Annotated in this window: 27 protein-coding genes and 1 other annotated feature; of the genes, 11 read left to right on the top strand and 16 right to left on the bottom strand. The window is 67.9% G+C overall.

All coding sequences use genetic code 11. The features are described 5' to 3' along the window. A partial coding sequence (locus tag O7597_RS31705; protein WP_281581672.1) for a bacterial transcriptional activator domain-containing protein occupies positions 1-313 on the top strand: 313 nt, incomplete at its 5' end. A gap of 320 nt (positions 314-633) precedes the next feature. Further along, positions 634-1131 carry a nitroreductase/quinone reductase family protein gene (locus O7597_RS31700; protein WP_281581671.1) on the top strand — a complete coding sequence of 166 codons (498 nt, stop codon included), beginning with the start codon at positions 634-636 and terminating at the stop codon, positions 1129-1131. A gap of 144 nt (positions 1132-1275) precedes the next feature. On the opposite strand, the gene O7597_RS31695 is transcribed toward O7597_RS31700, so the two are convergent. Then, on the bottom strand, positions 1276-2370 hold the full coding sequence (locus O7597_RS31695; protein ID WP_281581670.1) for a hypothetical protein: 1095 nt from the start codon (positions 2368-2370) through the stop codon (positions 1276-1278). Positions 2371-2591: 221 nt separating this feature from the next. On the opposite strand from O7597_RS31695, the gene O7597_RS31690 reads away from it, so the two are divergent. Next, positions 2592-3647 (top strand): hypothetical protein, encoded by a 1056-nt coding sequence (locus tag O7597_RS31690; RefSeq protein ID WP_348650781.1) that lies wholly within the window; start codon positions 2592-2594, stop codon positions 3645-3647. A 205-nt stretch (positions 3648-3852) separates the two neighbouring features. On the opposite strand, the gene O7597_RS31685 is transcribed toward O7597_RS31690, so the two are convergent. From O7597_RS31685 to O7597_RS31675, 3 genes are all read right to left on the bottom strand, one after another. Beyond that, positions 3853-4248 carry a VOC family protein gene (locus tag O7597_RS31685; RefSeq protein WP_281581668.1) on the bottom strand — a complete coding sequence of 132 codons (396 nt, stop codon included), beginning with the start codon at positions 4246-4248 and terminating at the stop codon, positions 3853-3855. A gap of 101 nt (positions 4249-4349) precedes the next feature. Continuing rightward, positions 4350-5171: a hypothetical protein gene (locus O7597_RS31680; protein ID WP_281581667.1), complete on the bottom strand. Its 822-nt coding sequence runs from the start codon at positions 5169-5171 to the stop codon at positions 4350-4352. A 352-nt stretch (positions 5172-5523) separates the two neighbouring features. Beyond that, positions 5524-6411 (bottom strand): DUF1963 domain-containing protein, encoded by an 888-nt coding sequence (locus tag O7597_RS31675; protein WP_281581666.1) that lies wholly within the window; start codon positions 6409-6411, stop codon positions 5524-5526. 147 nt (positions 6412-6558) lie between these two features. Here O7597_RS31675 and O7597_RS31670 point away from each other — a divergent pair, with 147 nt between their 5' ends. The 5 genes from O7597_RS31670 (at position 6559) to O7597_RS31650 (ending at position 11312) form a co-directional block, all read left to right on the top strand. Further along, positions 6559-7206 carry a hypothetical protein gene (locus tag O7597_RS31670; RefSeq protein ID WP_281581665.1) on the top strand — a complete coding sequence of 216 codons (648 nt, stop codon included), beginning with the start codon at positions 6559-6561 and terminating at the stop codon, positions 7204-7206. A gap of 50 nt (positions 7207-7256) precedes the next feature. Next, positions 7257-7568 (top strand): transposase, encoded by a 312-nt coding sequence (locus tag O7597_RS31665; protein WP_269742286.1) that lies wholly within the window; start codon positions 7257-7259, stop codon positions 7566-7568. Then, positions 7523-7636 (top strand) — a sequence feature (AL1L pseudoknot). (Overlaps the previous gene by 46 nt.) After that, the gene (locus O7597_RS31660; protein ID WP_281580763.1) at positions 7565-8491 is read left to right on the top strand and encodes an IS3 family transposase; all 927 of its coding nucleotides are present in this window, start codon (positions 7565-7567) and stop codon (positions 8489-8491) included. It overlaps the preceding feature by 72 nt. The genes O7597_RS31665 and O7597_RS31660 overlap by 4 nt, the downstream gene beginning before the upstream one ends. Before the next feature lie 737 nt (positions 8492-9228). After that, positions 9229-10227: a hypothetical protein gene (locus O7597_RS31655; RefSeq protein WP_281581664.1), complete on the top strand. Its 999-nt coding sequence runs from the start codon at positions 9229-9231 to the stop codon at positions 10225-10227. A 329-nt stretch (positions 10228-10556) separates the two neighbouring features. Then, positions 10557-11312: a hypothetical protein gene (locus O7597_RS31650; protein ID WP_281581663.1), complete on the top strand. Its 756-nt coding sequence runs from the start codon at positions 10557-10559 to the stop codon at positions 11310-11312. A gap of 350 nt (positions 11313-11662) precedes the next feature. Here the strand turns inward: O7597_RS31650 and O7597_RS31645 are convergent, their stop codons facing one another. Next, entirely contained in the window at positions 11663-12370 is a 708-nt protein-coding gene (locus O7597_RS31645; protein WP_281581662.1) for a hypothetical protein, read from the bottom strand. A 259-nt stretch (positions 12371-12629) separates the two neighbouring features. Between O7597_RS31645 and O7597_RS31640 the strand changes: the two genes are divergently transcribed. After that, positions 12630-13910 carry an IS701 family transposase gene (locus tag O7597_RS31640; RefSeq protein WP_281581661.1) on the top strand — a complete coding sequence of 427 codons (1281 nt, stop codon included), beginning with the start codon at positions 12630-12632 and terminating at the stop codon, positions 13908-13910. A 271-nt stretch (positions 13911-14181) separates the two neighbouring features. On the opposite strand, the gene O7597_RS31635 is transcribed toward O7597_RS31640, so the two are convergent. From O7597_RS31635 to O7597_RS31615, 5 genes are all read right to left on the bottom strand, one after another. Further along, positions 14182-15459, bottom strand: a complete 1278-nt coding sequence (locus O7597_RS31635; protein WP_281580117.1) for an IS701 family transposase — start codon at positions 15457-15459, stop codon at positions 14182-14184. 147 nt (positions 15460-15606) lie between these two features. Next, entirely contained in the window at positions 15607-16317 is a 711-nt protein-coding gene (locus tag O7597_RS31630; RefSeq protein WP_281581660.1) for a hypothetical protein, read from the bottom strand. 528 nt (positions 16318-16845) lie between these two features. Continuing rightward, complete coding sequence (locus O7597_RS31625; protein ID WP_281581659.1) at positions 16846-17916, bottom strand: M23 family metallopeptidase; 1071 nt, start codon at positions 17914-17916, stop codon at positions 16846-16848. A 417-nt stretch (positions 17917-18333) separates the two neighbouring features. Further along, entirely contained in the window at positions 18334-19287 is a 954-nt protein-coding gene (locus tag O7597_RS31620; RefSeq protein WP_281581658.1) for a DUF2637 domain-containing protein, read from the bottom strand. 270 nt (positions 19288-19557) lie between these two features. Continuing rightward, on the bottom strand, positions 19558-20355 hold the full coding sequence (locus tag O7597_RS31615; RefSeq protein ID WP_281581657.1) for a hypothetical protein: 798 nt from the start codon (positions 20353-20355) through the stop codon (positions 19558-19560). Here O7597_RS31615 and O7597_RS31610 point away from each other — a divergent pair. Continuing rightward, the gene (locus O7597_RS31610) at positions 20354-20656 is read left to right on the top strand and encodes a hypothetical protein (protein WP_281581656.1); all 303 of its coding nucleotides are present in this window, start codon (positions 20354-20356) and stop codon (positions 20654-20656) included. The two genes, O7597_RS31615 and O7597_RS31610, sit on opposite strands and share 2 nt — an antisense overlap. Before the next feature lie 423 nt (positions 20657-21079). Here O7597_RS31610 and O7597_RS31605 read toward each other — a convergent pair whose 3' ends face one another. The 3 genes from O7597_RS31605 to O7597_RS31595 all read right to left on the bottom strand — a co-directional run bounded on the left by O7597_RS31605 (position 21080) and on the right by O7597_RS31595 (position 23757). After that, positions 21080-21595 (bottom strand): hypothetical protein, encoded by a 516-nt coding sequence (locus O7597_RS31605; protein ID WP_281581655.1) that lies wholly within the window; start codon positions 21593-21595, stop codon positions 21080-21082. Next, entirely contained in the window at positions 21592-22344 is a 753-nt protein-coding gene (locus O7597_RS31600; protein ID WP_281581654.1) for a hypothetical protein, read from the bottom strand. Before O7597_RS31600 ends, O7597_RS31605 begins: the two co-directional genes overlap by 4 nt. 138 nt (positions 22345-22482) lie before the next feature. Next, positions 22483-23757: a DNA-processing protein DprA gene (locus O7597_RS31595; protein ID WP_281581653.1), complete on the bottom strand. Its 1275-nt coding sequence runs from the start codon at positions 23755-23757 to the stop codon at positions 22483-22485. Between the two features lie 415 nt (positions 23758-24172). Between O7597_RS31595 and O7597_RS31590 the strand changes: the two genes are divergently transcribed. Continuing rightward, positions 24173-24595: a hypothetical protein gene (locus O7597_RS31590; RefSeq protein ID WP_281581652.1), complete on the top strand. Its 423-nt coding sequence runs from the start codon at positions 24173-24175 to the stop codon at positions 24593-24595. Positions 24596-24650: 55 nt separating this feature from the next. Here the strand turns inward: O7597_RS31590 and O7597_RS31585 are convergent, their stop codons facing one another. The 3 genes from O7597_RS31585 to O7597_RS31575 are packed head-to-tail and all read right to left on the bottom strand — an operon-like array spanning position 24651 to position 26370. Continuing rightward, positions 24651-24932 carry a hypothetical protein gene (locus O7597_RS31585; RefSeq protein ID WP_281581651.1) on the bottom strand — a complete coding sequence of 94 codons (282 nt, stop codon included), beginning with the start codon at positions 24930-24932 and terminating at the stop codon, positions 24651-24653. Continuing rightward, positions 24929-25264, bottom strand: a complete 336-nt coding sequence (locus O7597_RS31580) for a hypothetical protein (RefSeq protein ID WP_281581650.1) — start codon at positions 25262-25264, stop codon at positions 24929-24931. Before O7597_RS31580 ends, O7597_RS31585 begins: the two co-directional genes overlap by 4 nt. Further along, on the bottom strand, positions 25261-26370 hold the full coding sequence (locus tag O7597_RS31575) for a hypothetical protein (protein ID WP_281581649.1): 1110 nt from the start codon (positions 26368-26370) through the stop codon (positions 25261-25263). The genes O7597_RS31580 and O7597_RS31575 overlap by 4 nt, the downstream gene beginning before the upstream one ends. Positions 26371-26602: the final 232 nt, after the last annotated feature.

Here is a 26602-nt window from a genome sequence, read left to right as displayed (position 1 = left end):
CCAACACACCTGCCGACAAGTCGGCGTCAACATCCACGCCCGCCTCGCCGTCCTGGTCGCCGACACAGATCCCGCCCGCGCCCGCAACCTCCTCGACACGGCATGCACCATCGACCCCATCAACGAGGAAATCGCCCGCCTCGCGATGACCGCCCACAGCCAGACCGGCAACACCACAGCCGTGCGAACGCGACTCACCGCACTCACCCAGGCGCTACACACGATCGACGAGGAACCGTCCGAGGAAACCCACCGACTGGCCCGCCGCCTGCTGCACCCCACCTCACCACGAACGGACAAACGGTCGACGTAGCTCGGGACCCGCATCCGGCGGGCGCGCAGCACCAACAGCTGGTGTCGGAATACGCGTTCCCGTGCGAAGCCAGGTACGCCCGACGTACACAGGGCGGGATGTCCGCCACTTCGGCTCCGTCGGCGACTGCGGACGCAGCGGCCTCCCTCCGCAGCTCACGCTGGGCTATCAAGTAGACCCGAGTCGATGCGCTCGGATCGCGGCTATGAGTGGACGTTGACTTGATCGGGTGGGCAGGCCGGCTGTTGTCAGAGCGTTCGGCGCTACCGGCCTGCCGCTGGCTGCCGTTCGTGCGTGACAGCGGCCAATACGATGAAGGAGTGACCGAGTCCTCGCGCCCTGCGAAGAAGCCGTGGTTGCCGCCCCGTTGGTTCATTCGGCTGTTCTGGTCGGCTCATCGGGGTGTGTTCCGGCGTTCCGGCGGCCGGGTCGGACTGTCGCGTCCGCGCGGCAACCGGTACGGGATGCTGCGCCTGACCACCGTCGGGCGTCGCACCGGCCAGCAGCGCAGTGTGATCCTCGGGTACTTCGAGGACGACGGGAATCTGGTCTCGCTGGCCATGAACGGGTGGGGGGAGCCCGAGCCTGCCTGGTGGCTCAATCTGCAGGCGCATCCGGACGCGACCGTTGACTTGGTCGACGGGCCGCGGCCGGTGCGCGGGCATGCTGCGACCGGCGACGAACGGTCGCGGCTGTGGGCCCGCTGGCGTGAGATCGACAAGAACCTCGATGGCTACGCTGCACGGCGGTCATCCGAAACCGCGGTGGTCGTCCTGGTGCCCCGGCCTGGCTCGTCTGAGGCGTCGCGGGGCACCTGATCGACTGGCTCTTGCTGGATGGGCTGATCAATCACGTGGTCATGGACGTGGATACCAGCGACCGACGCACACCGCCGCCTCCAGCGACGAGCGCTTTCGCGGCATGACAGTACGTCCGATGGGTGGCCGAGCGGCTGGTGGGGGTCAGAGTCCGGCGGGGTGGCTTGACAGCCATTGGCGATGACGGTCACGTAGGACGTCGCGTTGCGCGGTGTTCGCCAGCAGTACGTCCGCGCCACCGTCGTAGGGCGCGTAGAGCCAGGCCAGATCAGGCGGCGCGATGATCACATGAGCGATCCGGTCGTCAGCGACTTCACGAAGCAGTCGATCGAGGCGACCGGGCTTCCAGGCGACGCGGTTGACGTAGGTGTGGGCGAAGGCAAGTTCGGGATCGAGGTCTGGCCAGGACAGCACCGACCAGCATTCACCGTCCGGTAGCAGATCGTGCACGATGGGCGTTCGACGTCGGGGCACTGGCGTGAACGCTACTTCCAGCGTGATCACGAGCAGGCCGGTGGTGTCGCCGCGAAGTTCATCGAGAACGGTGTTGTGCCGGCGCAGGATGGTGCCGTATTCGGACTCGCTGTCGGCGTAGCGCTTTGAATCAGGCAGGCTGTGGAATCGCACCCAGTGGTCATCCAGCCGCTTGAGGTGATGGCTGATGGGTGCGACCTGCGGCCAACGGGTCTCCCAGACCTTCTGCAGACGATGCCCGTCAGCGCCTGGTGGGGGCCACACTCGGACCTCGCCGGGCGGTACCGACTGCCGGCCCGACAGGACCACCTCCCGCAAGGCGATCACGTAGGGATCGTCGCTCGGTGCTTCCGGGGCGGCGTCGAAGACCACGATCAGCGGATCGTCGTCCCACTCCCAGCCCTGGATCTCACGCCAGATCCGCAGGTTCGGATGCTCGACCTCGCGGCATGCCTCGGTCGGCGCCAACATGCCGATCGCCTCCGCAAGCTGCGCCTGCCCCAGCCGCACCGAGCCGCTGCCACCACGCCACCCCGTGACCGTGGCCAGCACTGCAGCCGCTAGCACGTCCTCACGCGCGTTGACCCGCACGAACCCGATCTCCCGCTCCAAAACGACGAAGCCGATGGTCCCGTCCAAGCTGTGCTCGATGACGCGAGGAATGAAGCCGACGCCCTGCAGCACCGGCCTCTGCCAGCCCAGACCCTGCTCACATCGCACCAGCGCTTCCTCGATCTCCCGAAGCGTCGACCACCTCTGCGACATGCCGAGATCATCCCAAACACGATGACCCCCGGCTGCTGACCCAAGCGCCGACAACCGTTCACCGGCTGCTGGCCGCCGCCGAGGGCCGGGGCGACAGCAATCGAAGGTGACCGACCACGCACGAGTGGATCTACGCTTACGGCCATGGCTCGCTCCTACCAGCGCGGCCGGCGGGCTGGGCCGATGATCTAGATTGGCGTCAGTCGCCAAGCGGGGGATACATGACGGTCTTCGGCTGCAGGAACTGCGACGCCACTCTGACGGTTCCGCTGTCAAGGGTGGCGCTGCCCGTCCACGCGGACCAGAAGTACGGGAACGGGCCGGGGTCGCTTGCGCCGGCACTGGAGCCCGGCACGTTCGCGGTGAATCCGCTGCCCTCTGGCTCACCATGGCGCCGGTGGGCCGAACTCGAAGCCGGTGAGGCCGAGGCGCTCGGCTGGTACGCGCCCAGGTTCAGCATCTCCGCCGGGCCGGTCGACCGGGTGTTGCTCGCCCCGGGGGACGTCCGGGGCGCCGTTATCGACCCGGCACGGGTCGGCGACTCCGGGTGCTGTGGCTTCGACGGCGGCGAGCCCAACATGGTCTGTGTCATCTGCGGCACCCCGGTGGCCATCCGGATCGACGACTGTGGTCTGCGGCAGGCGATCTGGCTGGACCCGCGCACCACCCGCGTGATCGAGGACGGTCCCGGCCCGCACCCGGTGCTCGACTGGGCGGACCTGATCGACCAGCGGCCCGGTATTCCGCCGTCCGAACCGGGCGGCGGCTGGCACCCGATGTGGGCGGCCGCCGCAGCCTCGGCGCTGGCACACTTGCTGGCTGCCTCGGGCGGCGACCCGATCCTGATCCCGGATCACCAGGTTGCCGAGGTCTTCCGGCCCGCTCTCGGCCGTCTCGTCGGCCCGGTCGGCACGCGGCCGGAGCGCACCCTCGTCCTGGCCGGGCCCGGCCTTCCGGACCCCGACGGCGACTTCGCCCTCATCCCGGAACATCCGCAGACCGGCGAACCCTGGCCGGTGGCCCCGCCGATGAAACCGGTCCCGCTGGCCTGGGACAGCTGGCGGCACCTCGCGTTCCACCAAACCCCGAAGCCGGTCGGGCGATCGGTCCCGGTCCCGCCGGAGGCCCTGCCGGCACTGCTCCCGGGCTACCGCTTCGAGCCCGACGGCCACATCTTCCTCAGCGTCCTGGCCCGACTGCCCGAGGTCAGGCAACCACAGTTGCGTGCCATCTATGAACGAAGCCACCCCTACAACTACACGTCCTACGTCTTCTGACCGCCTGGCTCGCCGCGATAGCGCCCTTCTTCCGGCCGGTTCACTCTCATTGTCAACGCCGGCTGAATTTTTCAGGCGGAGCCGACACTCATCGGCTACTTGCGAGTGCAGAGCCCCACCGCACGTCCGTCAGAGGCTGTGACGCTCGATCGGCGGCAGATCAGGATGTGTGCTCTTGGCGGCTTGGCTGGCAAGTGCGGTAGCGTCAGCTCGTGCCGAGGAGGTCCCACCGGTTGCCGGCGATGTCGACGAAGACCGCGATCCGGCCGTAGGGCTCGGTCCGTGGTTCCCGGACGAAGGTGACACCGGCTTCGGTCATCCGTCGGTAAGCGGCGTCGAAGTCGTCGACGCGGAGGAAGAAGCCGACCCTGCCGGCTACCTGGTTACCGACAGCGGCACGCTGGTGTTCTCCGTCGGCGCGCGCGAGCAGAATCCCGGTTTGGGCACCCGGGGGCCGCACGACGACCCATCGCTTGGGTCGCCCGTCATTGGTCAGCGATGGGGAGTCCTCGACGAGGTCGAAGCCGAGTACGTCGGTGAAGAACGCGATCGCCGAGTCGTAGTCGTTGACAATCAGGGCAACCACGTCGATCTGCACCACGGCAGCGTACGCGCGGTCGTGTCGTGCTCGCTGCTCCCGCGGGCCGACCGGCGACAGAACCCATGAGATCCGGACACATCTACAGCGGCGTTGTGTCGGGGCTACAGCACTCGCAGGAGACCGTGCGTCCTGGCGAAGTCGGTGTCGGCGGGTGGTGGTGTCCGGCGGAGCAGGCGTCTGGCCTGATGGTTGCGGCGTTCGGTGCCGAGACCGACGCCGACGTGTTCGAGCGTGGGGTGATCGACGAAGGGATTGAACGCCTCGATCGGCAGCCGTGATTCGGTGACCAGGAGCTGCTGTAGTTGGGGTGCGGCCGCGAGGCCCTGCAGAGATGCTGGATGTCGAAGGTGACGCATCTCGGTGCAGTCGACGCGTAGCAGCGCGGTGCAGGCGGCGAAGTCGGGCAGGTGGTCCAGGGTGAGGGCGTCCAGCCACAGCCACTGCAGTGCGGGCAGGCGCGTGACCGTGTCGAGGTTGGTGAGTTTGCGGACCGCGCGCAGGGCGAGGTAGCGGAGGCCGGGTGCGCGGGTCAGCCACTCGGCGTTGGTCAGCGAGCCGAGCGTCAGCGCCAGTGACCGCAGATCGGGCAGCGCTATGACGGGTAGCACCTGGTCTACGGGCAGCCGCCACAACGCGAGTCCACGCAGAGCAGGGTTGGCGTGGAGCAGGTCCGGCAGGCCACGTCGGTGCGCCACGATCCGCAGCTGACGAAGGCCCTGGAACGCGGCGACCGGAGTGAGATCGAGAGGCGTGCGAGTCTCCCCGATGTCGAGGAACTCGACATCGGCGCTCAGCTGCTGCAGCGGCGCCAGATCGGTCAGGTGGTGCAGGCCGGCGATGCTGAACCGACGCAGACGCGGGAACCAGCGCAGAAACCGCAGCGTCGCGAGATCCCCATCAGAACCGTAGACGCGCAGAGTCACCGCCGGGTGGTCCGACAGAAGCGCCGCAAGAGACCGGTAATCCACCTCGGGCAGCGGCCGGCTGACCTGAACAACCTCGGCATCACCGAACCCGACACCACACCGCCGCACGTCAGACGAGCTTGACACCTCCACCACACGCCCCACGACCGGTCATCCTGCCGCCCGGACCGCCCCTGATCCACCTGAAAACACTCGTCCCTACCCCCAACAGCAAACGGGCGAAGCGTCCGCACACCGGCCACAACCTGCACCAGCGAGACAATGCCCAACTGCTGTGACGCTGCGTACGAGCGCTGTCAGCGGCCAGATCCGGGTGCCGGTTCGGACGATGTCGGGGCTCCTGTCCGGGTCAGGAGCAGTCGAATCGGTGGTCGTGGGGACGCTGCGGGCATGATGTGCAGACGAAGATGTAGACGCCGCCGGCGTCGCCGAGCATCAATCCTGCCGGGTTCTGACGTGACCGCCACGGATGCTCATCCGGACTGTCGAAGCCCCAGCCGGCCATTGCGGGCCGGTCCTCCAGCGGGACCCAACGCCGCTCGTCGCCCCGGCTGAACTCCCAGCTGGCGATGGTGAGCAGGTGCTCCATCCGCACCCCGCACGGGCAGACCGGCCAGTCAGGCGACTGCGTCCAGCCGGGGTAACCACCGACCTTGATCCCGGAAGCGACCGCCAGGTCGGTGTCGTACTCCCAGCCGTGGTCAGCCTCGACCCGACGCGCCGTTTCCTGAATCTGCGACCACACTTCACGCGGCAGGTCGTACGACGGGTACTCCACCACCCGCTCAGGATCGACGACACACGCGTCGGGCACGTACCACGCTTCGGTGTCCTCATGGGGCGGGGGCATCGCCGTCAGTCGGGGTCCGATCGCTGATCGTCGCCGCCAGTACAAGCGTGGCAGCGGAGCACTCCACGGATCATGGTCGAACGGGCACCACAGCACCTGCAGCACGTCCGAGCCCTCCGGGAACGGCAACTCGGGCACATCGTCGGCGAGCAGTTGCAGGACCGGCACGAGTGGCACCTCAGCCTCGGCGGGATGATCGTCCAGACCGTCACCGTCACAGGTCGGCCAGGGCTCGTCCGCCGGCCACAGCAACGGCCCACCCACGGAACTCTGCTCAACCGACGGCGAACCCTTACGTGGATGCAGCCGGATCGTCGTCCGCGCGAACCCACGCAACTGCGGGAAGACCGCATCCATGTCGATCGGAGGCAGCGGGGTGGTATGCACGGCCGAGATCGTACGGGCAAGCAGCCTCCCGTCTCCCCGAACGCCTCGCCGGCAGGCGTGATCGGCGGATGCCAGACGAGGTTGTCGCCCACGCTAGGCACCGGGCTGGTGCGGTAACGACGGTTGGCTGTCCGGCATCCTGATGTGGTGACAGATCCGGAGCTGTTCCTGAGGTTCGCACACGGGCGCCGCGATGGGCTGCACTGCTACGTGGTCCGTGCCGACGAGGCGGATATGCCTGGCCCGATGTGGCCGGGGCTGTGGGAGCAGGATTATTCAGACGATGTGGATCTGAATCCGTGGTGTCGGTACGCGATCAACAACGACGACGGTGAGGCCCTGGCGGTGTGGCGGGCGCTGGCCTGGGCGCTGGCCGCGGGCCGGAGCCGGTTCGCCGTTCCCGCCTACTACCGCGACGAGGCAGCTCAGCTGTGGGGCATGAGCCGTGAGGCGGTGCAGTTGGTCCGCTGGGAGTACGAGGTCGACGTCGAGCAGCCCGAGTGGCTCACCGCGGATATCGGGTTTGTCCCGGCTCGCGCCTGCTTGCCGCTACCGCCGATGCCAGACCCGTGGCAACGAGAACACGCTGGCTTCGCCGGTCTGTTCAACGTCACCAGCTTCCGGCATTTCACCGACCTTGCCCTGGCCGTCGCCGGCGACGCCACCTCGGAGATCACGCTGTTCGCCCTCCATGATCCAGGCCGGGCCAACGTGCTGGCCGCTACGCTGAATCAGGCGCACCGTCCGGACCTGACCGAGATACTGCAGCCCGGCGACATGAGGTTCCCCCGATAGCTCGGAGACTTTCGATCATGGTCTGATAGGCCCTGACCAGGAGGTTTTCTGTGCCCGCCCCTCGTAAGTACCCGGACGAGTTGCGCCAGCGTGCGGTGCGGCTCTACCGGGAGTCCGACCCCAAACCGGTGATCAAGCGCTTGGCCGAGCAACTCGGTGTGCATCCCGAGGCGCTGCGTAACTGGATCCGCCAGGACCAGGCTGATCACGGTGAGCGCTTCGACCAGCCCACCACCGCCGAGGCCGAGGAACTGCGCCGGCTCCGCAAGGAGGTCGCTGAGCTGCGCCGAGCCAATGAGATCCTCAAGGCCGCGTCCGCTTTTTTCGCATCGGAACTCGACCCGACCCGGCGACGGTCATGACGCTCGTGAGCGAGCTGCGCGACCGCTTCGGGGTCGAGCCCGTCCTCCGGGTCCTGAACATCGCCCCGTCGACCTACTACGGGTGGCTGGCCCGCGAGGCCACTCCCGGCCCGCGGGAGGTCGAAGACCGCGGGCTGCTGTCGGAGATCGTCGACATCCACGACCGGTCCGGGCAGACGTATGGCAGCCCGCGCGTGCATGCCACCCTCGCCCGCCGGGGCATCCGCGTGGGCCGCAAGCGCATCGAGCGGCTGATGCGTGAACACGACCGGCAAGGAGCCTTCCTGCGTAAGGGCTGGCGGGGCGGGTCCACGAAGCAGAACCCGAAGGCCGATCCGGCACCGGACCTGGTCAACCGGAACTTCACCACCGACGCCCCGAACCGGCTGTGGGTGGCCGACGCGACCCGAATCACCTGCGGTGATGGTGTGCTCTGGCTGGCCGCGGTCCGCGACGCGTTCTCCAACCGGATCGTGGGCTGGAAAACCTCCGACCGGTGCAACACCGACCTCGTCCTCGGCGCCCTCGAGTACGGGATCTGGTCACGCGACGTGCGTGACGGTCAGTTGATCCATCACAGCGACCGCGGATCGACCTACACCGCGATCAAATTCTCCGAACGCCTGGCAGACAACGGGATCCTGCCCTCGATGGGCTCCGTCGGGGACTCCTACGACAACGCCCTGATGGAAAACTTCTTCAGCACCCTGAAAATCGAACTGGTCTACCGCACCTCGTGGCGTACCCGAGACGAAGCGGAGAACGCGATCTTCGCCTACATCGACGGGTGGTACAACCGCGAACGCATCCAGAAGGACCTCGGCTGGCTGTCACCCGACGAGTACGAAGCCGCCTGGTACACAAAGAACATCGATACACCGAACCCCGTGAACACCACCCACGAACAGGCTCTAGCCTGCTAAAACGCCCTCCGCGTTATCGGGGGAACCTCAGCCCCCGAACACGACCGCGCGATTTCTGCGGCTATGAGCGGATGACGCGTCACGTGTGGCGGAGTTCCGGTGCGTCCGCATGGTCGACATCGGCTGATGGGCGGCTGACACTGGGCTGATGGAAGCAGATGCCGCCGGGCAACGTGAGTCGCAGCCTGCGGGTTCGGTGGTGCAGGGTTGGACATACGGCCGAGCCGGGCGCCTCATCTTCAATGGGGAGTCGGGCATCCCTGACCCACCGCTTTCCAGGGCGTTGCGCAGTACCGCGTGCGACTCGTTGCTGGGCGTCATCGTCGGCTTGGTGATCTGCCTGGTGGCGGTCGGCTTCGGGTGGGCGGAACACGCGGGCATAGCCGGCCTGGCTGCGGCTGGGACACCCCACGTCCGCCGGGGACACCGGCTACGAGTGGCGTTCTTCTTCGTGGGCGCGGCTGTAGCGTGCCTGGTGATCGGCATCGTTGTCGCAGATGGGCTGCGGACGCCGTGGGACGTGTTCTTGCCGCTGGTCGTTGCCCTGTCCCTTGGCAGCCTCGCGGGGACGGCTGCCGCCTACCTGCCAGTACGGACTCGTCAACAGAGACGGTAGGAGAAGCAGCCTTCAACCTGAGCCCGGACATTCGCTGTCGCCACAGCCGCGCTCGAACCGCGGCCAGAAGAGTGGTGCCGGCTGTCCACATCTGCGTGACCGGCTGCAGTACCGTCATGCCGTGCATTTCGTGTATCGCTCCCACTACGAGGGCCAGTTGAGCAAGCGGGTCCGGCGGCTGCCGGACGAGACCGTGCTGAATTGGTTCCGGCGAGGCTGGGACTGCGACGATCCGGAGTCCTGGGTCGAGAACGAGCTGGGCGGTGACGTCTACGGCCTCGATTCGATCTTCGAGGCGGCACGGAAGCACGGCCTGTCTCGGCCGGCAACGACCAGCGAGCTGCGCGAGCTCCTGTATGAGCACTTGTACGTCGAGGGTGACGAGGACTTCATCCGCCTCGACGATCACAGCCTCCGGGTACGGACCGATGATGACGAGGTGGAACTGGCCTATTTCTTCCTCGATGGCGAGGTGGTCGCGACCGCCCCCGACCGGTTGGCATACCTGTTCCAGTCGTGGCCGTTGCCTGGCGCGGGAGGTGAGGTGACGTCGTTCGTCGCCGATGCGCCGGTGGCAGTCGTTACGCCCGCCGGTACCGGTGACGCCAGCACGTACGCGGTGTTCCTCACGTTCTACGACGGCGCGAGCCTCGCCTGCTCCCGCCCGCTGGTATTCCCGGGGGTCGGGTTGTGGGAACTGGCCGGACATCTGCGGACCGCGGACCCCGACAGCGGTGCAGCATGGCCACCTGAGCTGCTGGTCTTGCGAGCACTCGTCGCGCCCGAAGACGACGCCGTCGGGCCGGCGCTGGAGCGGTGCAACAGATGGCCCGGCTTCAACCTCAACGCCGACCCGTGGCCCAACCTGCCCAACGAGCACGGCCCCGCCCACCACGAAGCCATGGCGCTCATCGCATCGGGCCGGTACGTCGACGGCCGACGCCCTGACGCATCGCGCATCGAGGTCGACGACCATCTTGCCCAAGTCGCCATGCACTGTGGTGGGTCATTCGGGTACCAGCAGTGGTTCCTGTTCGACACCGTGTGGGCGGCCGCTCACCCCGACCTGGCCCAATCACTGCTGCGCTACAGCAACCACTGGGATCCACTCGAGGACTGAACACAGCCGAGCCATCAGCTCTGGTCGTCAAACGAGCGGATGCAGATCGGGCGCGCGGTCGCCGGCTACCTGATCAATTACCTGCGCCCGTGGCCCGCCAGGCTTTGGGGCCTCAGGCAGCCCGGCGACCACCAGGGAACGACCCCTCAATCCGCTGCGTCGAGCCCGATCTGCGGCATGACAGCGCATCGATCCCTATGTTGGCGGCCGCCCACTCCTGGCGCCTCAGAAGCTCGTCACCGAAGCCCTGGTTGACACTCGCGTCCCAGTGGATGACATTAGGGGCAATCGGCCAAGGTCGGCCCTGGTTTACAGGACGGATCCTCCATATGGACGCCTATAGCGGCGGCAAGACCGATGACGGCGAACAGCCCGACACCGTCCGCGGTTCTGACGACATAACGGTGAAACCGTCCCGGTTGCCGGTGCATTGGAGCAAGCACCGCAAGCAACTCGGCTTCCTGGCGATGGCAGCGCTGGCGCTGGCCGGACTCGTCATCGTGGGCGTCCGCGTCGGATGGTGGTACGGAGGATTGGCAGCCTTAGCGGTCGGCATCGTAACTACCGCGCTTCCAATCATCTGGTCATTCCTCGGATTTCTGGAGCTGAACGATCCGGGCCCCTGGTTCACTAGTGCGGCCAACCTGGGCACGCAAGCGTCCAGGCTCCAAGCTCACTACGAGCGCATCGAGGGAACGCTACGGTTCTGGAAGAACAAGGCGACCGCGCACTATCGGTTACACCTAGCGCGCGTGATGTGGAACCTGATATCAAGTGTCAGCTTGCCTGTACTCGTTCAACGGTTTGAAAAAGATGAGCCAGGCGCCGTTCTGTTCATGACGACCCTCACAGCATGGACAGGGCTGATATCCATCCTCGCCTACACTTTGAAGTCGGAGGAAAAGTACCAGGGGTTCCGGCAGCAGGAATCAGATTTCTACGACGAGGGCCGACGGCTGCTGGACTTTGCCGACCCTAATGATCCGAAGTTCAAGGAGCGCGTGGACGACTACATTAGGACTATCGACCAGGTGCGCAAGGTCGGCCGCCGGGTTGAGACTGGTAGCCCTCCATCGGCCGTCTAAAGGATGTCTCGTAATCCGGTGGCTGTACGGCGGGACGGTGGCCGATGATGTCGGCGCAGGTGACCTCGGTGGCCCGTCAGGAGTGGATCTTCCGTTCACCGAGTTGCAGCCCGTCCAGTTTCGCAGGCTGGTCCGGCTGATCGGTTCTATAGCCAGCACGGCTATGCCGATTCGGGTCGACTCTTGGGTAGGAGGTCACCGCGTGACGCGCCCACATCGGCACACCGGACGCCAGCACCGGCGTCGACGTCACCTTCGGTCAAGAGCGCACGGCGGCGGTTGAGTAAGTCACCAGACGTGATCTATGAACATTGCCCGGGTACTCTATTGTGTTCTGAATCGGACGGACCTCAGCCACCGGCCGGCTTGACTGATCGATTTCTCGGCAGTCGCTGATCTGCAGGAACTTCATCATCTGCGATACGCCGATTGACGGAGGGCAGATGCAGCTCCTCAATCCACACTACGTAGCGGCGCCAACCCGCCTTTGCTTGAAACCTTGCCAACCGGAGTTGCGCTCGGCCATTCGGTTGGCGGAGATCCCGCTGTGCCCGGCCCCGAAACCAGACGTCGGAAATACCCATGGGAAGGGTAAGGTCATCGACGTGTTCAGTTATCCCGTCGCCATATGAATCGGACAGACGGTAGAAATAGTGGCCGCCATCCTTGTATAACCGCGCGAAGAGAAAGAGGTGCCGTTCGTCGGCCGGTTGAGCCAGAAGTTTGTCGATGTTCTCGCGGGCCCAATCTTCCGCGAGCATCTCAGCACACACCTCCGCGAGCTCGTTCAAGCGTAGGGGGATTGATCCGCTCTCGAACTGTGGCCGCCCTTCCTTCTTCGCTCGCGCCCATTTAACCATCAGTTCTGCGGCTGGGGGCGAGGTGACCTCCACGATGGCCGTGCGTTGCTGACTACCGGGGTAAACCCATGATCCGTCCGGCTTTTTGTCGCCAGCCCCAGCATCCGCAAGCTTGATGTCGACCCCGAGTACCTGCTCGATCGCCAGGAATGCAATTTCTTCTTCACGGCTTGCGTTCGCGCCGGCCACGTTGCTCATGGCTTGAAGAGTAGCCGGGCGCATCCTGCGGAGACTCGATGCTGGTCCGCAGGGGTGAGTCGGCGACGTCGACATACACCGGCCATGGTTCAGTGAGGATCGAGCGAGACGCTAATACGGCAGCCGCCGTTTGAGATCTTGCTGGTCAGGTGGGGTGGACGCGAGACGGCCACCGCGTGATCGTCTGTGCGTTGTGGACACAACATCAGATCGGGCGGTGGCCGCGTGCCACAGCGTAGCCGTTGTCGGATGGGAACGTGTGCTGGCCGGGGTGCTCGGGTGCTTCGCGGGCCGGTTCGGGCGGGTCGAGCCGCGACGTGCGGCCCGACAGTTCGTGACCGGGCTGCTGTCCGATTGTGAGGTCAAGACGTGTTGGCAGTTGGCGGAGCAGGCCGGACACGCCCGGCCGGACGCCATGCAGCGCCTGTTGTACCGGGCGGTGTGGGACGCCGACGCCGTCCGCGACGACCTGCGCGATCTGGTCGCCGGCCGGTTCGGTGACCCGGATGCGGTCCTGATCCCGGACGAGACGGGGGACCTGAAGAAGGGCACTCACACGGTCGGGGTGCAGCGGCAGTACACGGGCACGGCCGGCCGGATCGAGAACAGCCAGGTAGGGGTCTTCCTCGCCTATGCCAGTGCGCACGGGCACACCCTGATCGACCGACGCGTGTACCTGCCGGTGTCATGGACCGACGACCGCGATAGGTGCCGGGCCGCCGGTGTGCCTGACGAGATCGGCTTCGCGACCCGGTCGGAACTGGCCGCTGACATGATCACCGCCGCCCTCGACGCCGGTGTTCCAGCAGGGTGGGCCGCTGCGGACGAGGCCTACGGCAACAGCACTGCCTTCCGCGCCCACCTGCGCGGACACGGGCTCGGCTACGTCCTCGCGGTCTCCCGCAATCACCTGATCCCGCTCGACGGCGGCAAGACCCGCGTCCGGGCCGACCGGATCGCCGCCGACCTACCCGCCACGGCGTGGCAACGCCGCTCAGCTGGCGCCGGGTCCAAGGGTCCACGCTTCTACGACTGGGCGTGGCTCGACGACGTGTGCACCGACGCCGACCCCGACGACGACGGCCGGCACAGCCTCCTCATCCGCCGTAACACCACCACCGGCGAGCTGGCCTTCTACCGCTGCTGGACCCCGCGACCGACCAGCCTCGCCCAACTTGTTCGGGTCGCGGGCATCCGATGGACGGTCGAGGAAAGCTTCCAGGCCGCCAAGGGCCAGGTCGGTCTGGACCAGCACCAGGTCCGCCGCTGGGACTCCTGGCACCGGTTCACCACCCTCACATTGGCCGCCCTCGCCGTCCTGGCGATCTGCGCCGCCGACGCCGCCCACAACGACCCGACCGACACCGGACAGATCAAGCTCACCGTCAACGAGACCCGCCGCCTGATCAACGCCCACATCATCCGCCCGCTCCACGACCTCGCCCACCGTCTGCGCTGGTCACAACGGCGACGCCGGCATCAAGCCCAAGCCCGGCGATCCCACTACACACGCCGCCTCAACCTCGAACTACAGCCATGATCCCAAACGGCGGCTGCCGTACTAACCCACCGATTCACGGCAACTGGGGCGCCCTCGGTCGACCGTGCCCAGATCTCGGCGCAGCACCCGCCCGATGGAATGACACACTCACATCGGATCCGCAAGCATGGTTGTTCCCCGGCTATCGTCTCAACTACTTCGGGTAACCACGAGTCTCGGGTCCTCTGTGCCTCAAGTCGGTGTTGACGAGGCGGTCCGGCCGCGCGGCTCCCGGCCGGACCGTGGTTAGTACGGCAGCCGCCGTTTGGGATCATGGCTGGAGTTCGAGGTTGAGTCGGCGTGTGTAGTGGGCTCGGCGGGCTCGGGCTTGATGCCGGCGTCTCCATCCTGACCAGTGCAAACGGTGGGCGAGGTCGGTGATCGGGCGGATGATGCAGGCGTTGATCAGTCGGCGGATCTCGTTGACGGTCAGCTTGATCAAGCCGTGGTCGGTGGAAGCGTCGGTCGCGGCGTCGGCGGCGCAGATCGCCAGGACGGCGAGTGCGGCCAGGGCGAGGGTGGTGAACCGGTGCCAGGAGTCCCAGCGGCGGACCTGGTGCTGGTCCAGGCCGACCTGGCCCTTGGCGGCCTGGAAGCTCTCCTCGACGGTCCAGCGGATGCCCGCGACCCGCACGAGCTGAGCGAGAGTGGCCGGCTTCGGGGTCCAGCAGCGGTAGAAGGCCAGCTCACCGGTGGTCGTGTTCTTTCGAATCAGGAGGCTGTGCCGTCCGCCGTCGTCCGGGTCGGCGTCGGTGCACACGTCGTCGAGCCAGGCCCAGTCGTAGAAGCGTGGGCCCTTGGATCCGGCCCCGGCCGAGCGGCGTTGCCATGCGGTGGCGGGCAGGTCGGCGGCCACCCGGTCGGCGCGGACGCGGGTCTTGCCGCCGTCGAGCGGCACCAGATGACTGCGGGACACCGCGAGGACATAGCCGAGTCCGCGTTCGCGCAGCAAGGCACGAAACACGCTGCTGTTGCCGTATGCCTCGTCCGCGGCGGCCCACCCCGCCGGGACACCGGCATCAAGGGCTGCGGTGATCATGTCGGCGGCCAGCTCGCACCGGGTCGCGAACCCGACCTCGTCGGGCACCCCCGCGGCGGCGCAGCGGTCACGGTCGTCGGTCCACGACACCGGCAGATACACCCGTCGATCGATCAGAGTGTGCCCGTGCCGGCTTGCGTAGGCGAGGAACACCCCGACCTGGCTGTTCTCGATCCGCCCGGCCGTGCCCGTGTACTGCCGCTGCACCCCGACGGTGTGGCTGCCCTTCTTCAGGTCTCCCGTCTCGTCCGGAACCAGGACCGCGTCCGGGTCACCGAACCGGCCCGCGACCAGAGCCCGCAGGTCATCACGAACGGCGTCGGCGTCCCACACCGCCCGGTACAACAACCGCTGCATCGCGTCCGGCCGGACGTGCCCGGCCTGCTCCGCCAACTGCCAACATGTCTTGACTTCAAGGTCAGATAGCAGACCAGAGACGAACTCTCCCGCCGCCCGCCGCGGCTCCACCCGCCCGAACCGGCCCGCGAAGCAGCCGAGCACCCCGGCCATGACCCGCTCCCACGCGGCGGGGTCTACGCTGTGGCCTGCGGCCACCGCCAGATCTGAAGTTATGTCCACAACGTACAGACGATCACGCGGTGGCCGCCTCGCGTCCACCCCACCTCAACAGCAAGATCTCAAACGGCGGCTGCCGTATTAGTCCTCGTCGTTCTTCAGCCGGAGGGCGTCCCTGACCTTGTCGTTGCGAAGCGGCACGTACGCGCCTTCGACGAACCGGCCGCCCTCGAAGATCTTCATGAACGCGGCCGAGGTCTCGTCGCTGAGTAGCGAAGAGTTGGCCTCGAGCATTCGGTTGACGGTGTCCGTGAGGTCAGCGGCGGAGAGCTTCGCTAGTGCGATTCGCAGTTCCCGGGGCGCCTCGGCGTCCTCGACGCGAGCGTGGGACAGCGCTCGGATCTGGTCCGCGATGAAAGCCGCGGCAATCATGATCATCGCGATCCGCCGCTGCGCTTCCTCGCTACCCATGCCTGCCCGGAGGTCCTCCAGCGCCAGTTCCACCTGCTGCGGAAAGCCCGTCTCGGCGTCATCATCCAGGGCCGGCTGCCTGTCGGCCTCACCGCTCAGTTTCGACTTCATGCCGTTGATCCAGCCCTTGATGTGCGGCGCGGCCTTGACCGTGAGGACGGTGCCACCGACCGCGACGGCACCGGCCGCGAAGCCGATCACTAGGTGCTTAAGTTTGGCCCCCTTGAGCAGGTTCGCGATCTCCTCGTCGGCCGACAGCAGGTCGGCTCGTCCGAGGTTTCCGGCGGCATCGAAGGTGTTCGTACTGAAGGCGCCGATGTTTCTGGCCGACGCCGCGAGGTCGTGGCCCGCGTCGACGATGACCCGATAGAAGTCAGGCATATCTCTTCACGCGCCGCACTCTACTGACTCTTTGGCCGACCGAGATGTCGCCTCGCAGCGTGATCCGGTGCATGCTGCGCCGCGGCAGCGGGCAACGGCGAACGCAGCGCGGCATGCGTGTGAACGAGGCGTCGCCGATCACGTCGTTGTCATCACGGCCAGTCTCTGCTGGCCGCATCGGCGCGCCACTCGCACGGCTGCGCAGACTGTCGTAGCGACATTCGAGGGCTCCGCGCAGAGCATCCGCTCATCGGCCGAATCCGCTACCCGAGGAAACGGCTGGCCCAGCAACACCCGTTACGCAACGTCACCGACTCGGACCGCTGCCAGGTCAGGCGGCGAGTCGCCGGACGTAGACCGAACTCGGCGCCGATGTGCGCTTGCAGCCCTACCTACCTCTGCACTCGGACCTGTACGCCGACAGTTGTCCAAGCGACGTGATCGCCGGTGCCGTCACCGAGCTGCTGGTCGGGCGGCTGTCCACCGTGGTCACTCTGACCAGCCAGTACCCCGACATAAGCGGCCCGCCTACCCTGGGGATTCACCCAGTGGCGCACCGACGGCGATCATGAACGGGACGGGATCTTGGGCGCCTGCGCTGCTGGAGTCGCCGTTGGTGTGAATCTCGTAGTGCAGGTGTGGGCCTGAGCTGTGGCCGGTGGAGCCGACGAGGCCGATGGGTTGGCCGACGGTGACGGGCTGGCCTGGTTGGACCAGGGGCGGCTTGTCCATGTGGCAGTACCGGGTCATGAATCCTTGATCGTGTTGGATGTCGACATACCAGCCGCATCCGATGGTGTGGTGGGGGTTTCCGTCGCGGTGGCAGCCCCAGTCGCTGCCGTCGCGGCGGTCGATGGCGTTGCAGCGGACGCGGGTGACGGTTCCGGTGGAGGCGGAGCGGATGATGGTGCCGCGTGGGGCGGCGAGGTCGACGCCGTCGTGTCCGGGGCGTGCGGCGGTCCGGAATCCGGATCCCACTGGGGCGTGGATCGGTTGGGTCCACGGTCCGGTGACGTGACAGCCTTCGGCGGCTGGTGATCCGTCGGGGTGCGGGTTGGTGCCGGTGATGGTGGTGACCAGCAGGGTGGCGTCGGGTTCCCATTTCGCGTACGCGTCGGGGTAGGCCGAGATTTGGACGCGTTGGGCGGCTTCGGTCAGCGGCATGGTCTGCCAATCGGGGATGGTCAGGAGTGTGGCGTAGAACGTGGCGGCGGCGTAGGCGGGGTCGAGGAGTTGCGGTGGGGCGCCCCATCCTTGGCTGGGGCGTTGTTGGAACAGGCCGACGCTGTCGCGGTCGCCGTCGGGGAGGTTGCGCAGGCTGGATTCCTGCATGGCGGTGGCGACGGCGATGACCCAGCCGCGCGCGGGTACGCCGTCGCGTACGCCGACGGCGGTGATGGTGGCGGCGTTGCCGACCTGGTCGCGGTCCCAGCGGCCGACGGTCGGCCACCCGCCGGCGGGGGCTGGCGGTAGGGAGGTGGCGGGGTCGGGCGCGCAGCCGATGGCGGGGGCGCCGACCAGGATGCTGGTACCGGCGAGACAGGTGAAGATCACCGCGAGGCTGACGGCGAGCAGGATGGTGGCGAGGCGGCGGCTCATCCTCGCGCCTCGGGCGTGCGGTCGCGGGTAGAGGCGGTTGCTGGCGTGATCATGGGGTCCTCCAGGTATGGGGGCGGCCATCGTTGACGTTCGCCGCCCTGTTCGGTGCGGTATTCGTGCTTTGTGGTGCTTGTGGCTGCTGGTTGTGGGCACAAAAAATGGCCGCATCTGCGGCACGGTCGAGTGCGGGGCTTACAGCGGCGGTGAGGTCAGTAGCGGTTCGGGCAGGGATTGGGGCCCTGGCGTCGGGGAGACGGTGCGTGATGTCACGTGCCCGTCGTTCCCGACGCCAGGGCTTATCGGTGGTCGGTCAGCAGACGAGATCCGCCCGGCATGTGCACAACTGGCGGCGGATGCCAGCAGAGAACCCGGCTCACCGACGTGAGTGTGGGCGGCTTACCGAGGCGGCGGGGTCGGTCACGGTGAGGCCGGTTGGGTATCGGTGGCCGGCTGGGGTGGTGGTTCGTGGTGTCCGGTGGCGGTGGGGAGTGCGGCGAGGCGTCGTGCGGGCGGGTCGGGGTGATCGAGGATGCCGAGTTGTCCGGCGCGGCGGATGGCTTGGACGGAACGCACGTCGAAGTGGTGTCGTCGGGCGAGATCCTTGAGGTCAGTGTGGCCGGCTTTCAGGTCAGCCCAGACGGCTTGCCAGCGTTGGTAGGGCTCGGGGTTGACGGGGATGCGGCGCATGAGGGTGACCGGCCAGTCGTCGGCGGCTGCCGTGTCGCCGTCGGTGTCGTCGGGTCGCGACACGGTCGGGTCGTCGGGTGTGGCGGGCGGTTCGTGTCGCGGCACGTTCTCGCTCGGCGCGTCGTCGAGCCCATCGGCCGGTTCCGCGGTCCTGGGCTTGGTGGGGGCCGGAGGGTGTCGGTCGGGTGGGGTGTCGTGTCGTGGGGCGTGTTCGAGGATGCCGGAGAGCATCTTGATCGCGGCGATGAGCGCGATGGCGGGCCAGCCGGCGATGATCCGCGCGATCAGGTCGTCCTGGGCGACGAGGATGTTCGCGCCGAGGCTGGCGATGCCGCCGGCGACGAGCGCGGTCCAGGTGACCCAGGTGGAGGGGCGGCCGGCGCGTCGGTCGGACAGGATGGTCAGGGTCGCCACGATTTCGACGCCGTCCACGGTCAGTGGGAAGGCGTGGGCTCGCCAGCCGGTTTCGCCTCGGGACTCGGCGAGTTCCCGGAGATGGTCGTAGCTGACGGCGCCGGCGATGCCGGCCAGTCCGAGGGTGGTGAGGGTGGCGGCGGCGGTGATCGTCAGGTCGGCTGGTGACCGTCGTGGTGTGTCGTGGCGGGCGCGTAGCCGCAGGACGATGTCGGTGAGGGTGAGTGCGACCGCGACGGCGATGCCGGCGGCGAGGAGACGCCCGTCCATCAGCGGCACCCCCACCGATGGTGCGGTCCGCCACCGGGGTCGCGGCCCTTGTCGGGTGTCGCGACATCGGCGGGACCGGTGGTGTGGTGTCGGGTGGGACCGGCGGTCGGTTCGTGGGTGGTGCGGGTCGAGGGCATCAGAGGTTGCGCCTTCCACTCAAGACGTGCGGTGCCGGCGCTGGGGCGCCGGCACCGCATGGGGGTGATTCCGGCGCCCAGGGGGAGCACCTGTCGGTGCGTCACCCGGGGGTCAGGAACAGACCGCGGGAAGTCAGTCGGTGGTGGGGTCGTAGTCGCCGTGGTGGACCGGTGTGATGTCCACGGCGCGGATGTCGGCGGTGTAGGCGTGGGCGACGTCGAGGTGGTCGAGGTCGGCGGTGACCATGTCGACGGCGATGGGGATGGCCTCGCGATGGTCGAGGGCCTTCACCGTGACGACCAGCGGCACCACCCACACCACCCGGTACCTGTACTGCTGCTGGTCGGGGTGGGTGGGGGGCTGGTCGAGGACGCGTAGCCGCAGCTGCCACGGTTCGGTGGGGTGCACGACCGCATCGAGGCTGCGCAGGTCGACGCGCAGGAGGTGCTGCGCCGAGGCGACGGCGTCGTCGGTCGTGGCCGCGTCGACATCGACGGCCAAAGGGGTGTGGACGGTCGCCTCGAAGTGGGTGCGCAGGGGCGGCGGCATGGTCAGGTAGTGCAGGGCGGTGTTGGCCTCGGCGACGGACAGGGCGCCGGTGTTGACCGCCCAGATGATCCAGCGTCGGACGAGGCCGACGAACTGCTGATACCGGTATTCCAGAGCGCCGTTGCTGTCGCGCAGGGTGTCATCGGCTTGGGTGAGCGCGCCGCGCAGCGTGGTGATCAGGTCGGTGTCGGCGCGGCGCAGGAGCGCCACCTGCTGGGCGATGAGGTCTGCGGTGGCGTGCAGGACAGTGTCGTCCGGCATGGCGCCGCGGCTTTGCTGGAATCCGGCGTGCAGCAGGTCGGTGATCTGTTCGGCGGTCCACGGCGTCTGCTCGGGCAGGGCACCACTGCTGGTGTCGGTGGGGTTGGGATGGTCTTTCATGAAGGGTCCTTTCGGTGGCCGCGCGGAAGCGGCGCGGGCGGGTGTCGGTCTGTCGGGCGCGGCCGAGTTCGATCAGGCGCAGGCAGGTGCGCAGGACGCCGCCGTGGGCGCGGTCGAGGGCCCGGCCGATGTCGGCGGGTATGGGGTCCAGATCGGGGTGGGCGAGCTGCGCGTCGACGGCGGCGCGCAGCTGGCGAGCGGCGAGGCGAGGGCGACGCGACACACGGGGCTGGGTGCGGCCGGTCACCGGAACGCTTCCGTGAACCGGTGGTGCAGTTCTGGCGCGGCATCCCTTCGGTGAAGGGGACGGGTGCGGCGGGCGAGGTCGGTAGCAGGCCCTGCCCGCCGCTTCCGTAAGGTCAGTCAGGGCTGAGGCAGGTCCACGCGCAGCGCAGACGGACGAGGCGGGCACCGGTGAGTGACCAGCCGGAATTCGTCCGTCACACCGGCGAAGTCAGACGGGCCGTTGCGGTCGGCTTCACGGGAACTGCCGTCTTCCGCGTGTTCGACTGCCCGGTCGAGCAGATCCCGGCGGTAGCCGGGTCACCATGAGCCAGGGGCTTCATGCGAATGCGGCGAGCCTGGCGCGGAGGAATCCGCCGTCCGGCCCACAGTGGCGGCATTCCGCGATACGTCATCGAGCAGGCATCAGGCCGACAGGGTTTGTGGTCGCGAACATCGTGGTACGCCGGTACCTCTGCCTGGACTGTGGGCAGGTTTGCGGTCAGCGGTGCCGGCGTGAGGCCAGATCGTGGATCTCGCCGCGAAGTAGCCTGATCCCGTCGGCGGCGGCGGCCTCGACGGTGTCGAACGATGCCGCGCGGGCACCGCCTTCGGTGTAGGAGGGGAAGCCGACTCCGGTGACCCGGTTGTGCACGGTCACGTGCCAGCCGGAGGTGTCGGTGGGTGGGTGCAGGTAGGTTGTCGCGTCGATGACTCCGCCGGGCGCGTCGATGGCGATCGCGTACGGGGCGCAGGCTGTTCCCTGATGGGTTCTGGCGGTCCAGCCCTCGGGCAGCATCTTGTGGACCCGGGGCAGGTTGTCGGTGACCTGGCGGGCGGAGGCGGCGATGCGGCGTGTCGTCTCGGCGGCACGGTCCCGTGACGCATGGTCGGCGTAGCTGACCCACTGGCCGGTCGGCTCGTGCAGGACGAGCCAGATGCGGCAGGTGTCGCACCACGGCCGACCGTCCCGCACACCGCCGGGTGTGGCGCAGGTGCCGCAAACGGGTCGGGTCACGGTCTCCTTCCTTCCTGACCGCGTGGCTGGTCGGTGATGGTGGGCGGGGCTGCCCTCAGGGCGGGCAGCCGGGCGTGCAGCCAGTCCGCGATGAGGTCGCCGACGTCGCGGACGAGGTCGCGACAGGGGTCCGGCATGGCGGTGCCGAGTTCCGGATATCGTGCGGCGACTGCCCGGACCATGGCGCCGGCGGCGGCCGACGCGGCGGCGGACAGCCGGGCACGCCGCGCCTCGACCTCGTCGATGGTGGCGATGACCAGCGCGCAGACTTCCGCGGTGGTGGTGTGTTCGGGTACGCGGACGCACCACCAGCTGTCCTGGTCGTCGGGACCGATGGTGAACTCGCTGGTGTCCGCGACGGGCCGGCGGCGACCGGGTGCGTCGAACCAGCCCGGCCCGGCGGTCACTGACCATCGGGTGTCGCCGAGGCGGTCGGTGTAGCGGCTGCCTGTGTAGAGGGTGGCGGTGTTGCCGCCGCTGTGCGCGACCAGAGCCGGACGGCCCTGCTCGGCCAGGTGGGCGACGACGGAGTCCAGGTCGATCAGGTGGGGGCGCCGGCCGGCGTTGAAGGCGTCCCGCAGGTCGTCGACGAGGAGTTCGTCGACGGGTGCGGGCAGCCCAGGGCGGTGGCGGCGGGCGTACGTCCACAGGTCGTCGTCGCTGGGCGAAGACGTGTCGTTGCGGCGGCTGGCCTCGCCCCACGCCGTGGTGAGGTCGAGCAGTTCCTGCCAGTCGTGGGAGGTGTCCACCGTGTTCCTTCCAGGTTGACGTCGAAGGTGTGGCGTGGGCGTGGGGTATTGATTCCGGCGCGCACCTGACGGGGTGCCCGGGGATGCGGCGCAGCCGCTCCCGGGCACATCAGGCAGATCGCGGCTCAGGTCGGCTGCTCACGCCGGGGGCGGGTCGGTGACCTGCCAGCTCCACCCGTCGAGGAGGTAGTAGCCGTCGGCGTCGGCCGTGATGATGCTGGTCGACTCCGCCGGCGTGCCGGCCCGCTCGGTCTGGCGGACGGTGCCGTCGACCAGGCGGATGCGGGTGGTGCCGGCCGCCTCGCCGACCCGCGCCGCGTGCGCGTCGCAGTCGGCCGCGATCCGGGCGACCGTGTCGGCGGTGAACCGGGCGATCGGCCAGCCCTGCGGGCCGGTCAGGTCGGCCACGAGCGCCGGGTACGGGCCGCCGACCCCAGGCAGCACCACCCACCCCGGCTCCCACGTCGTGGCAACATCCCGGCCCCGTCCGGGGTGGCGGGTGGGTGGGGTGTGGTGCGCGACGACGTCAGCGGCGTCGCACACCAGGCGGATGCGGGGCTCGTCGCGCAGCGCCTGGTGGCAGCCGGCGGACAGCCCGGAGGTGACCGGACCCGGCACGGCCATGGCCGGTCGGCCCAGGGCCAGCGCCCGCCCGATGATGCCGTGGCCCCTGCCGGGGGCCGCTTCGACGAGGACCGCGCCGCAGGTGAGGGCGGCCAGCCAGGTGTGGTTGAGCAGGGTTCGGGTGCGGCTGGGGTCGCTGCTCGGCGGCCAGACGCTGATCAGGTCGAGCCGGTCGAACAGCGGCCGGTTGCCGACGGGGTGCAGCCGGTCGAGCCCGCAGGCGGGCATCGCGACGGCGGCGTGGGGTCGGCTCGTGAGGGCGCCGCGCAGCGCGGCGGCGTCGATGCCGTAGCCGCCGGCGTTGAGAACGGTCCAGTCCTGCTCGGCGAGCCCGTGGCCGAGTTCAGTCGCGACGTGCTGGCCGTAGGCGGTGGCGGCGCGGGAGCCGACGACGGCGACCGCATGGCGCAGCAGGTCGGGTAGGGGCCGTTCGGCGCGCACCCACAGGCACAGCGGCGGCGCGGGCAGATCAACGGCGCCGGCGGTGTGACCTGCGGTGGCAAGGTCGTGCAATCCGGTGGGCCATTCCGCGTCCTGCGGCGTCACGATCCGCGCGCCGATTCGTGCCGTGTCGGCGACGACCGCCTCGGCGATCCGACGTCCGTCGACGGTGGACAGATGCCCGACGGGAGCCGGCATCGCGGCGGCGGGCAGGTCGCGGGTGAGCAGGCGCCGCAGGACGGTCAGCGGGCCCTCGTGGTGGACCAGGGTGTGGATGTGACGGTTGCCCGGCGTGGTCAGGTGGGCCAGCACGGCGCGGGCGATCCTCGGGTCAGTGTCGGTGGGCATGATGGTCTCCTTGGTGCAGGGTGAGAGGTGCGGTGATGGGGCCCGCGTCGGGCAGCGGCCGGCCGTCGAGGTCGGCGAGGGTGAAGGCCAGACGCACGGGCGGTCGGGGCCATGCGCAAGCGCCTGCCGGCCGGGTTGGTGTGGACCAGGTCGCCGCGCACGTTCCCTGGCAGGCTGACTGGGTGTTTTCCAACGGCCACGGTGCGGGCGACGGACCCGTCATCCCGTCCCTCCGCGACGACTCTCCACACATTGCCGTCAGCTGCGGGACAGGCGCGGGTTAGAGCGTGCTCGCCGAGCTGGTCGCCGTGCAGGCGCTCGCCCGGGGCGGACCGCGTCGCCATCCTTGACCGGAAGGGCTTACACCGTTGGGCGCTCGGAATGGCCAGGTCGACTATTCACGCGGCCGGCGCAGATGCATGAGGCCCTGGTTCGCGATGTTCTCGCCAACGAGCGCAACCAACTCGCACTGCACGAGCCGGAAGACTGGGATCTCGGTCCCCGCAGGCTGGTCATCGCCGAGGAGTTGACGGCCCCCATCGGGCAGTTGGTCAACGTCTGGACGGACGTACGCGGCAAGGGTGACCCGAAGCGATCCCCTTGCCGTGTCGGCTCTGGCCAACCTGCCTGGGGACATCCCACGTCAGCGGCCTATCAGGCGGTGCCGGGGGACTTCCTGACGCTGCGGCAGGCTGACGAGGCGGGAGTCACCCCGTGGAAGCTCGACGCAGCCGAGAAACGGCTGCAGGGCAGCGTAGGCAACGTCCCCACCCCGAGAGGTAAGGACGGGAACGCCGACCTGTACGCGCGCAGCGCTCCTCGTGCCTTGGCGCGGTAGACAGTAGTCGGATAGGTGGGCAGGGAAGCCTGCACCTGATGGCGCAGGCTTCCGCTCACACTGATCGACGGACGACGGCCAGACCGCAGGTAGCGAGAACTCCCACCGCAACGAGCCCGATGCGAAGCCACGGCACGTCCTCGGTCTTTTTGATCCCGATCGATAGGGAGAGACCAACGCAGCCCGCGAGGACCAGGCAGATGAGAGCGGTTATCGTCCGGTATGTTGCGCTGTTCTCAGACCACCAGGCCCATGCGCCGAACACTGCGGGCACGAACAACAGGAGACTGAGCCCGAGCAGCGGGATGGCGATCCTCCACCGCTTCCATGCGCTCATCGCTGTTGGCCTCCCTCAGGACGCTCTTCGTCCTCTGTGTCGTCCTCGTCCGGCACCGTCAGGTCGTCACCCGCATCGCGAAGCAACCGAGCCTGCCGGTCGTGCTCGGCTCGTTCCTGCGGCGACATCGTGTCACGGCGGGCCATAGCCTCCTCGAACGAGGCATGCAGCGCCGTGCCGTACCACGAGATGGAGGCAGCGGTTCGAAGGTCCGCATCGCCGCTGAGGACGGTGCGAGCGAGTGAGCCGAGAGGATCGTCGGGCCCTCGGGTGCGTGCCAGCTTGGCGAGCACGGCACGCGCAAGGGGTTCCTGGGTGATGTCGTCGTTCATCGGTCCACCAGGGCCGGGTGCTGGTAGGGCTCCAGATCGGGCAGCGAGGCCACTTCCATGCCGGCTTTCACCATCTCGATCGAGGCGGCTATGCCCTTGAAAACCATCTCGGCGTTGCCGAAGAAGCTGGAGATCTCGTCATACAGGTCGTATGCCTGCCAGGCGTAGTAGCCGGCCACGCTGTAGCCGATAACGGCACCGACGCCAGTCTTGATCGTGGCAGTGCCGACAGCCGCAGCAGCGTTGATGACGATCAGCACGTCGATGAGCTTGCTGATCAGTCCGGTGACCACAGAGTAGAGTTGCTTAGCCGCTTCGGCTGCCTTGCTGTACAGGTCCGCGTACTGGTCACAGACGGGATGAAGGGCACGGGCCGCCAGGCCGACAGACAGCTGATACTCCTGCTCAGCCTCCGCCGCGTTGCCGCGCCACACGGTCGATACGTCCGCCGCGCCGGTAATCAAGTTGCGTCCGATGTCATCCATCGAGTTGCCGATTATTCGCCATGCAGCGGCGCAGTGAACGTAGGAGTTCCAGTCACCACTGAAGGCTTTTCCCCAGCTCTCGAACGGGTCTTTGCCGAACAACCAGACGCTGACCTGCCGCACCCAGGCGGCGGGGCTGAGCAGGTCAGACATCGGGTTGATCTGGAACATCTCGACGCCAGTGATGTAACTGGGAGGCACCAGCCGCGCTGTCGGCTCGACCACGTCGGCAAAAGGTGACCGGACAGCCGCAGGCCACAGGTCCGGCCGGGTCGGTCCAGCTAGCGTGCCGCGAAGACGGGAAGGGTCACTGGCACCGGGGTAGGTTCGGTCCAGATCGGCGGCCACGTCTGCGTCAGACGTCACGTACTCACCCTGAGCCAGATTCACTTGCGTCGCGGCGCTCTGCAGGAGTTTCTTGAGCCGCTCCAGACCTTCGCTCATCCGACGGTAGGCCGTTTGATGAGGGCCGGCGAGCATGAAGATCAGACCCTCTTGGTCGAAGGTCAGGTCGCAGTGCCGGGTCATGTAGTGCAACCCCTCGGCGGCATCCTGCGACGCACGGTGCAGCACGTTGTACACGCCATCCATGCCGTTGACGTCCACGTAGAAGCCGCTCACTTATCGCGCCTCCACGCCTGGCGGCTCGGACTGCGCCTCGTCGAGCCTCCGGGTTGCAGCGGTCACCCGCGCGATGATCTGTTCCCCGCTCACGAACCCTCCCTGATCCTGATCGCCGGTGGTGATCGACCCGCAGCAGCCTACGCAACAGAGCGGATGCGGCGCAGTACCGCAAGTGACCGCACGGGAGTGAAAGGCCCGACATCCTCGCGAACAGTGACACGGAGAGGGG

The sequence above is a fragment of the Verrucosispora sp. WMMC514 genome (assembly GCF_027497295.1).
GTDB classification, from domain to species: Bacteria; Actinomycetota; Actinomycetes; order Mycobacteriales; family Micromonosporaceae; genus Micromonospora; species Micromonospora palythoicola.
Note: the sequence above shows the minus strand (reverse complement) of the source record. Positions and strands in the feature narration are given on the sequence as shown.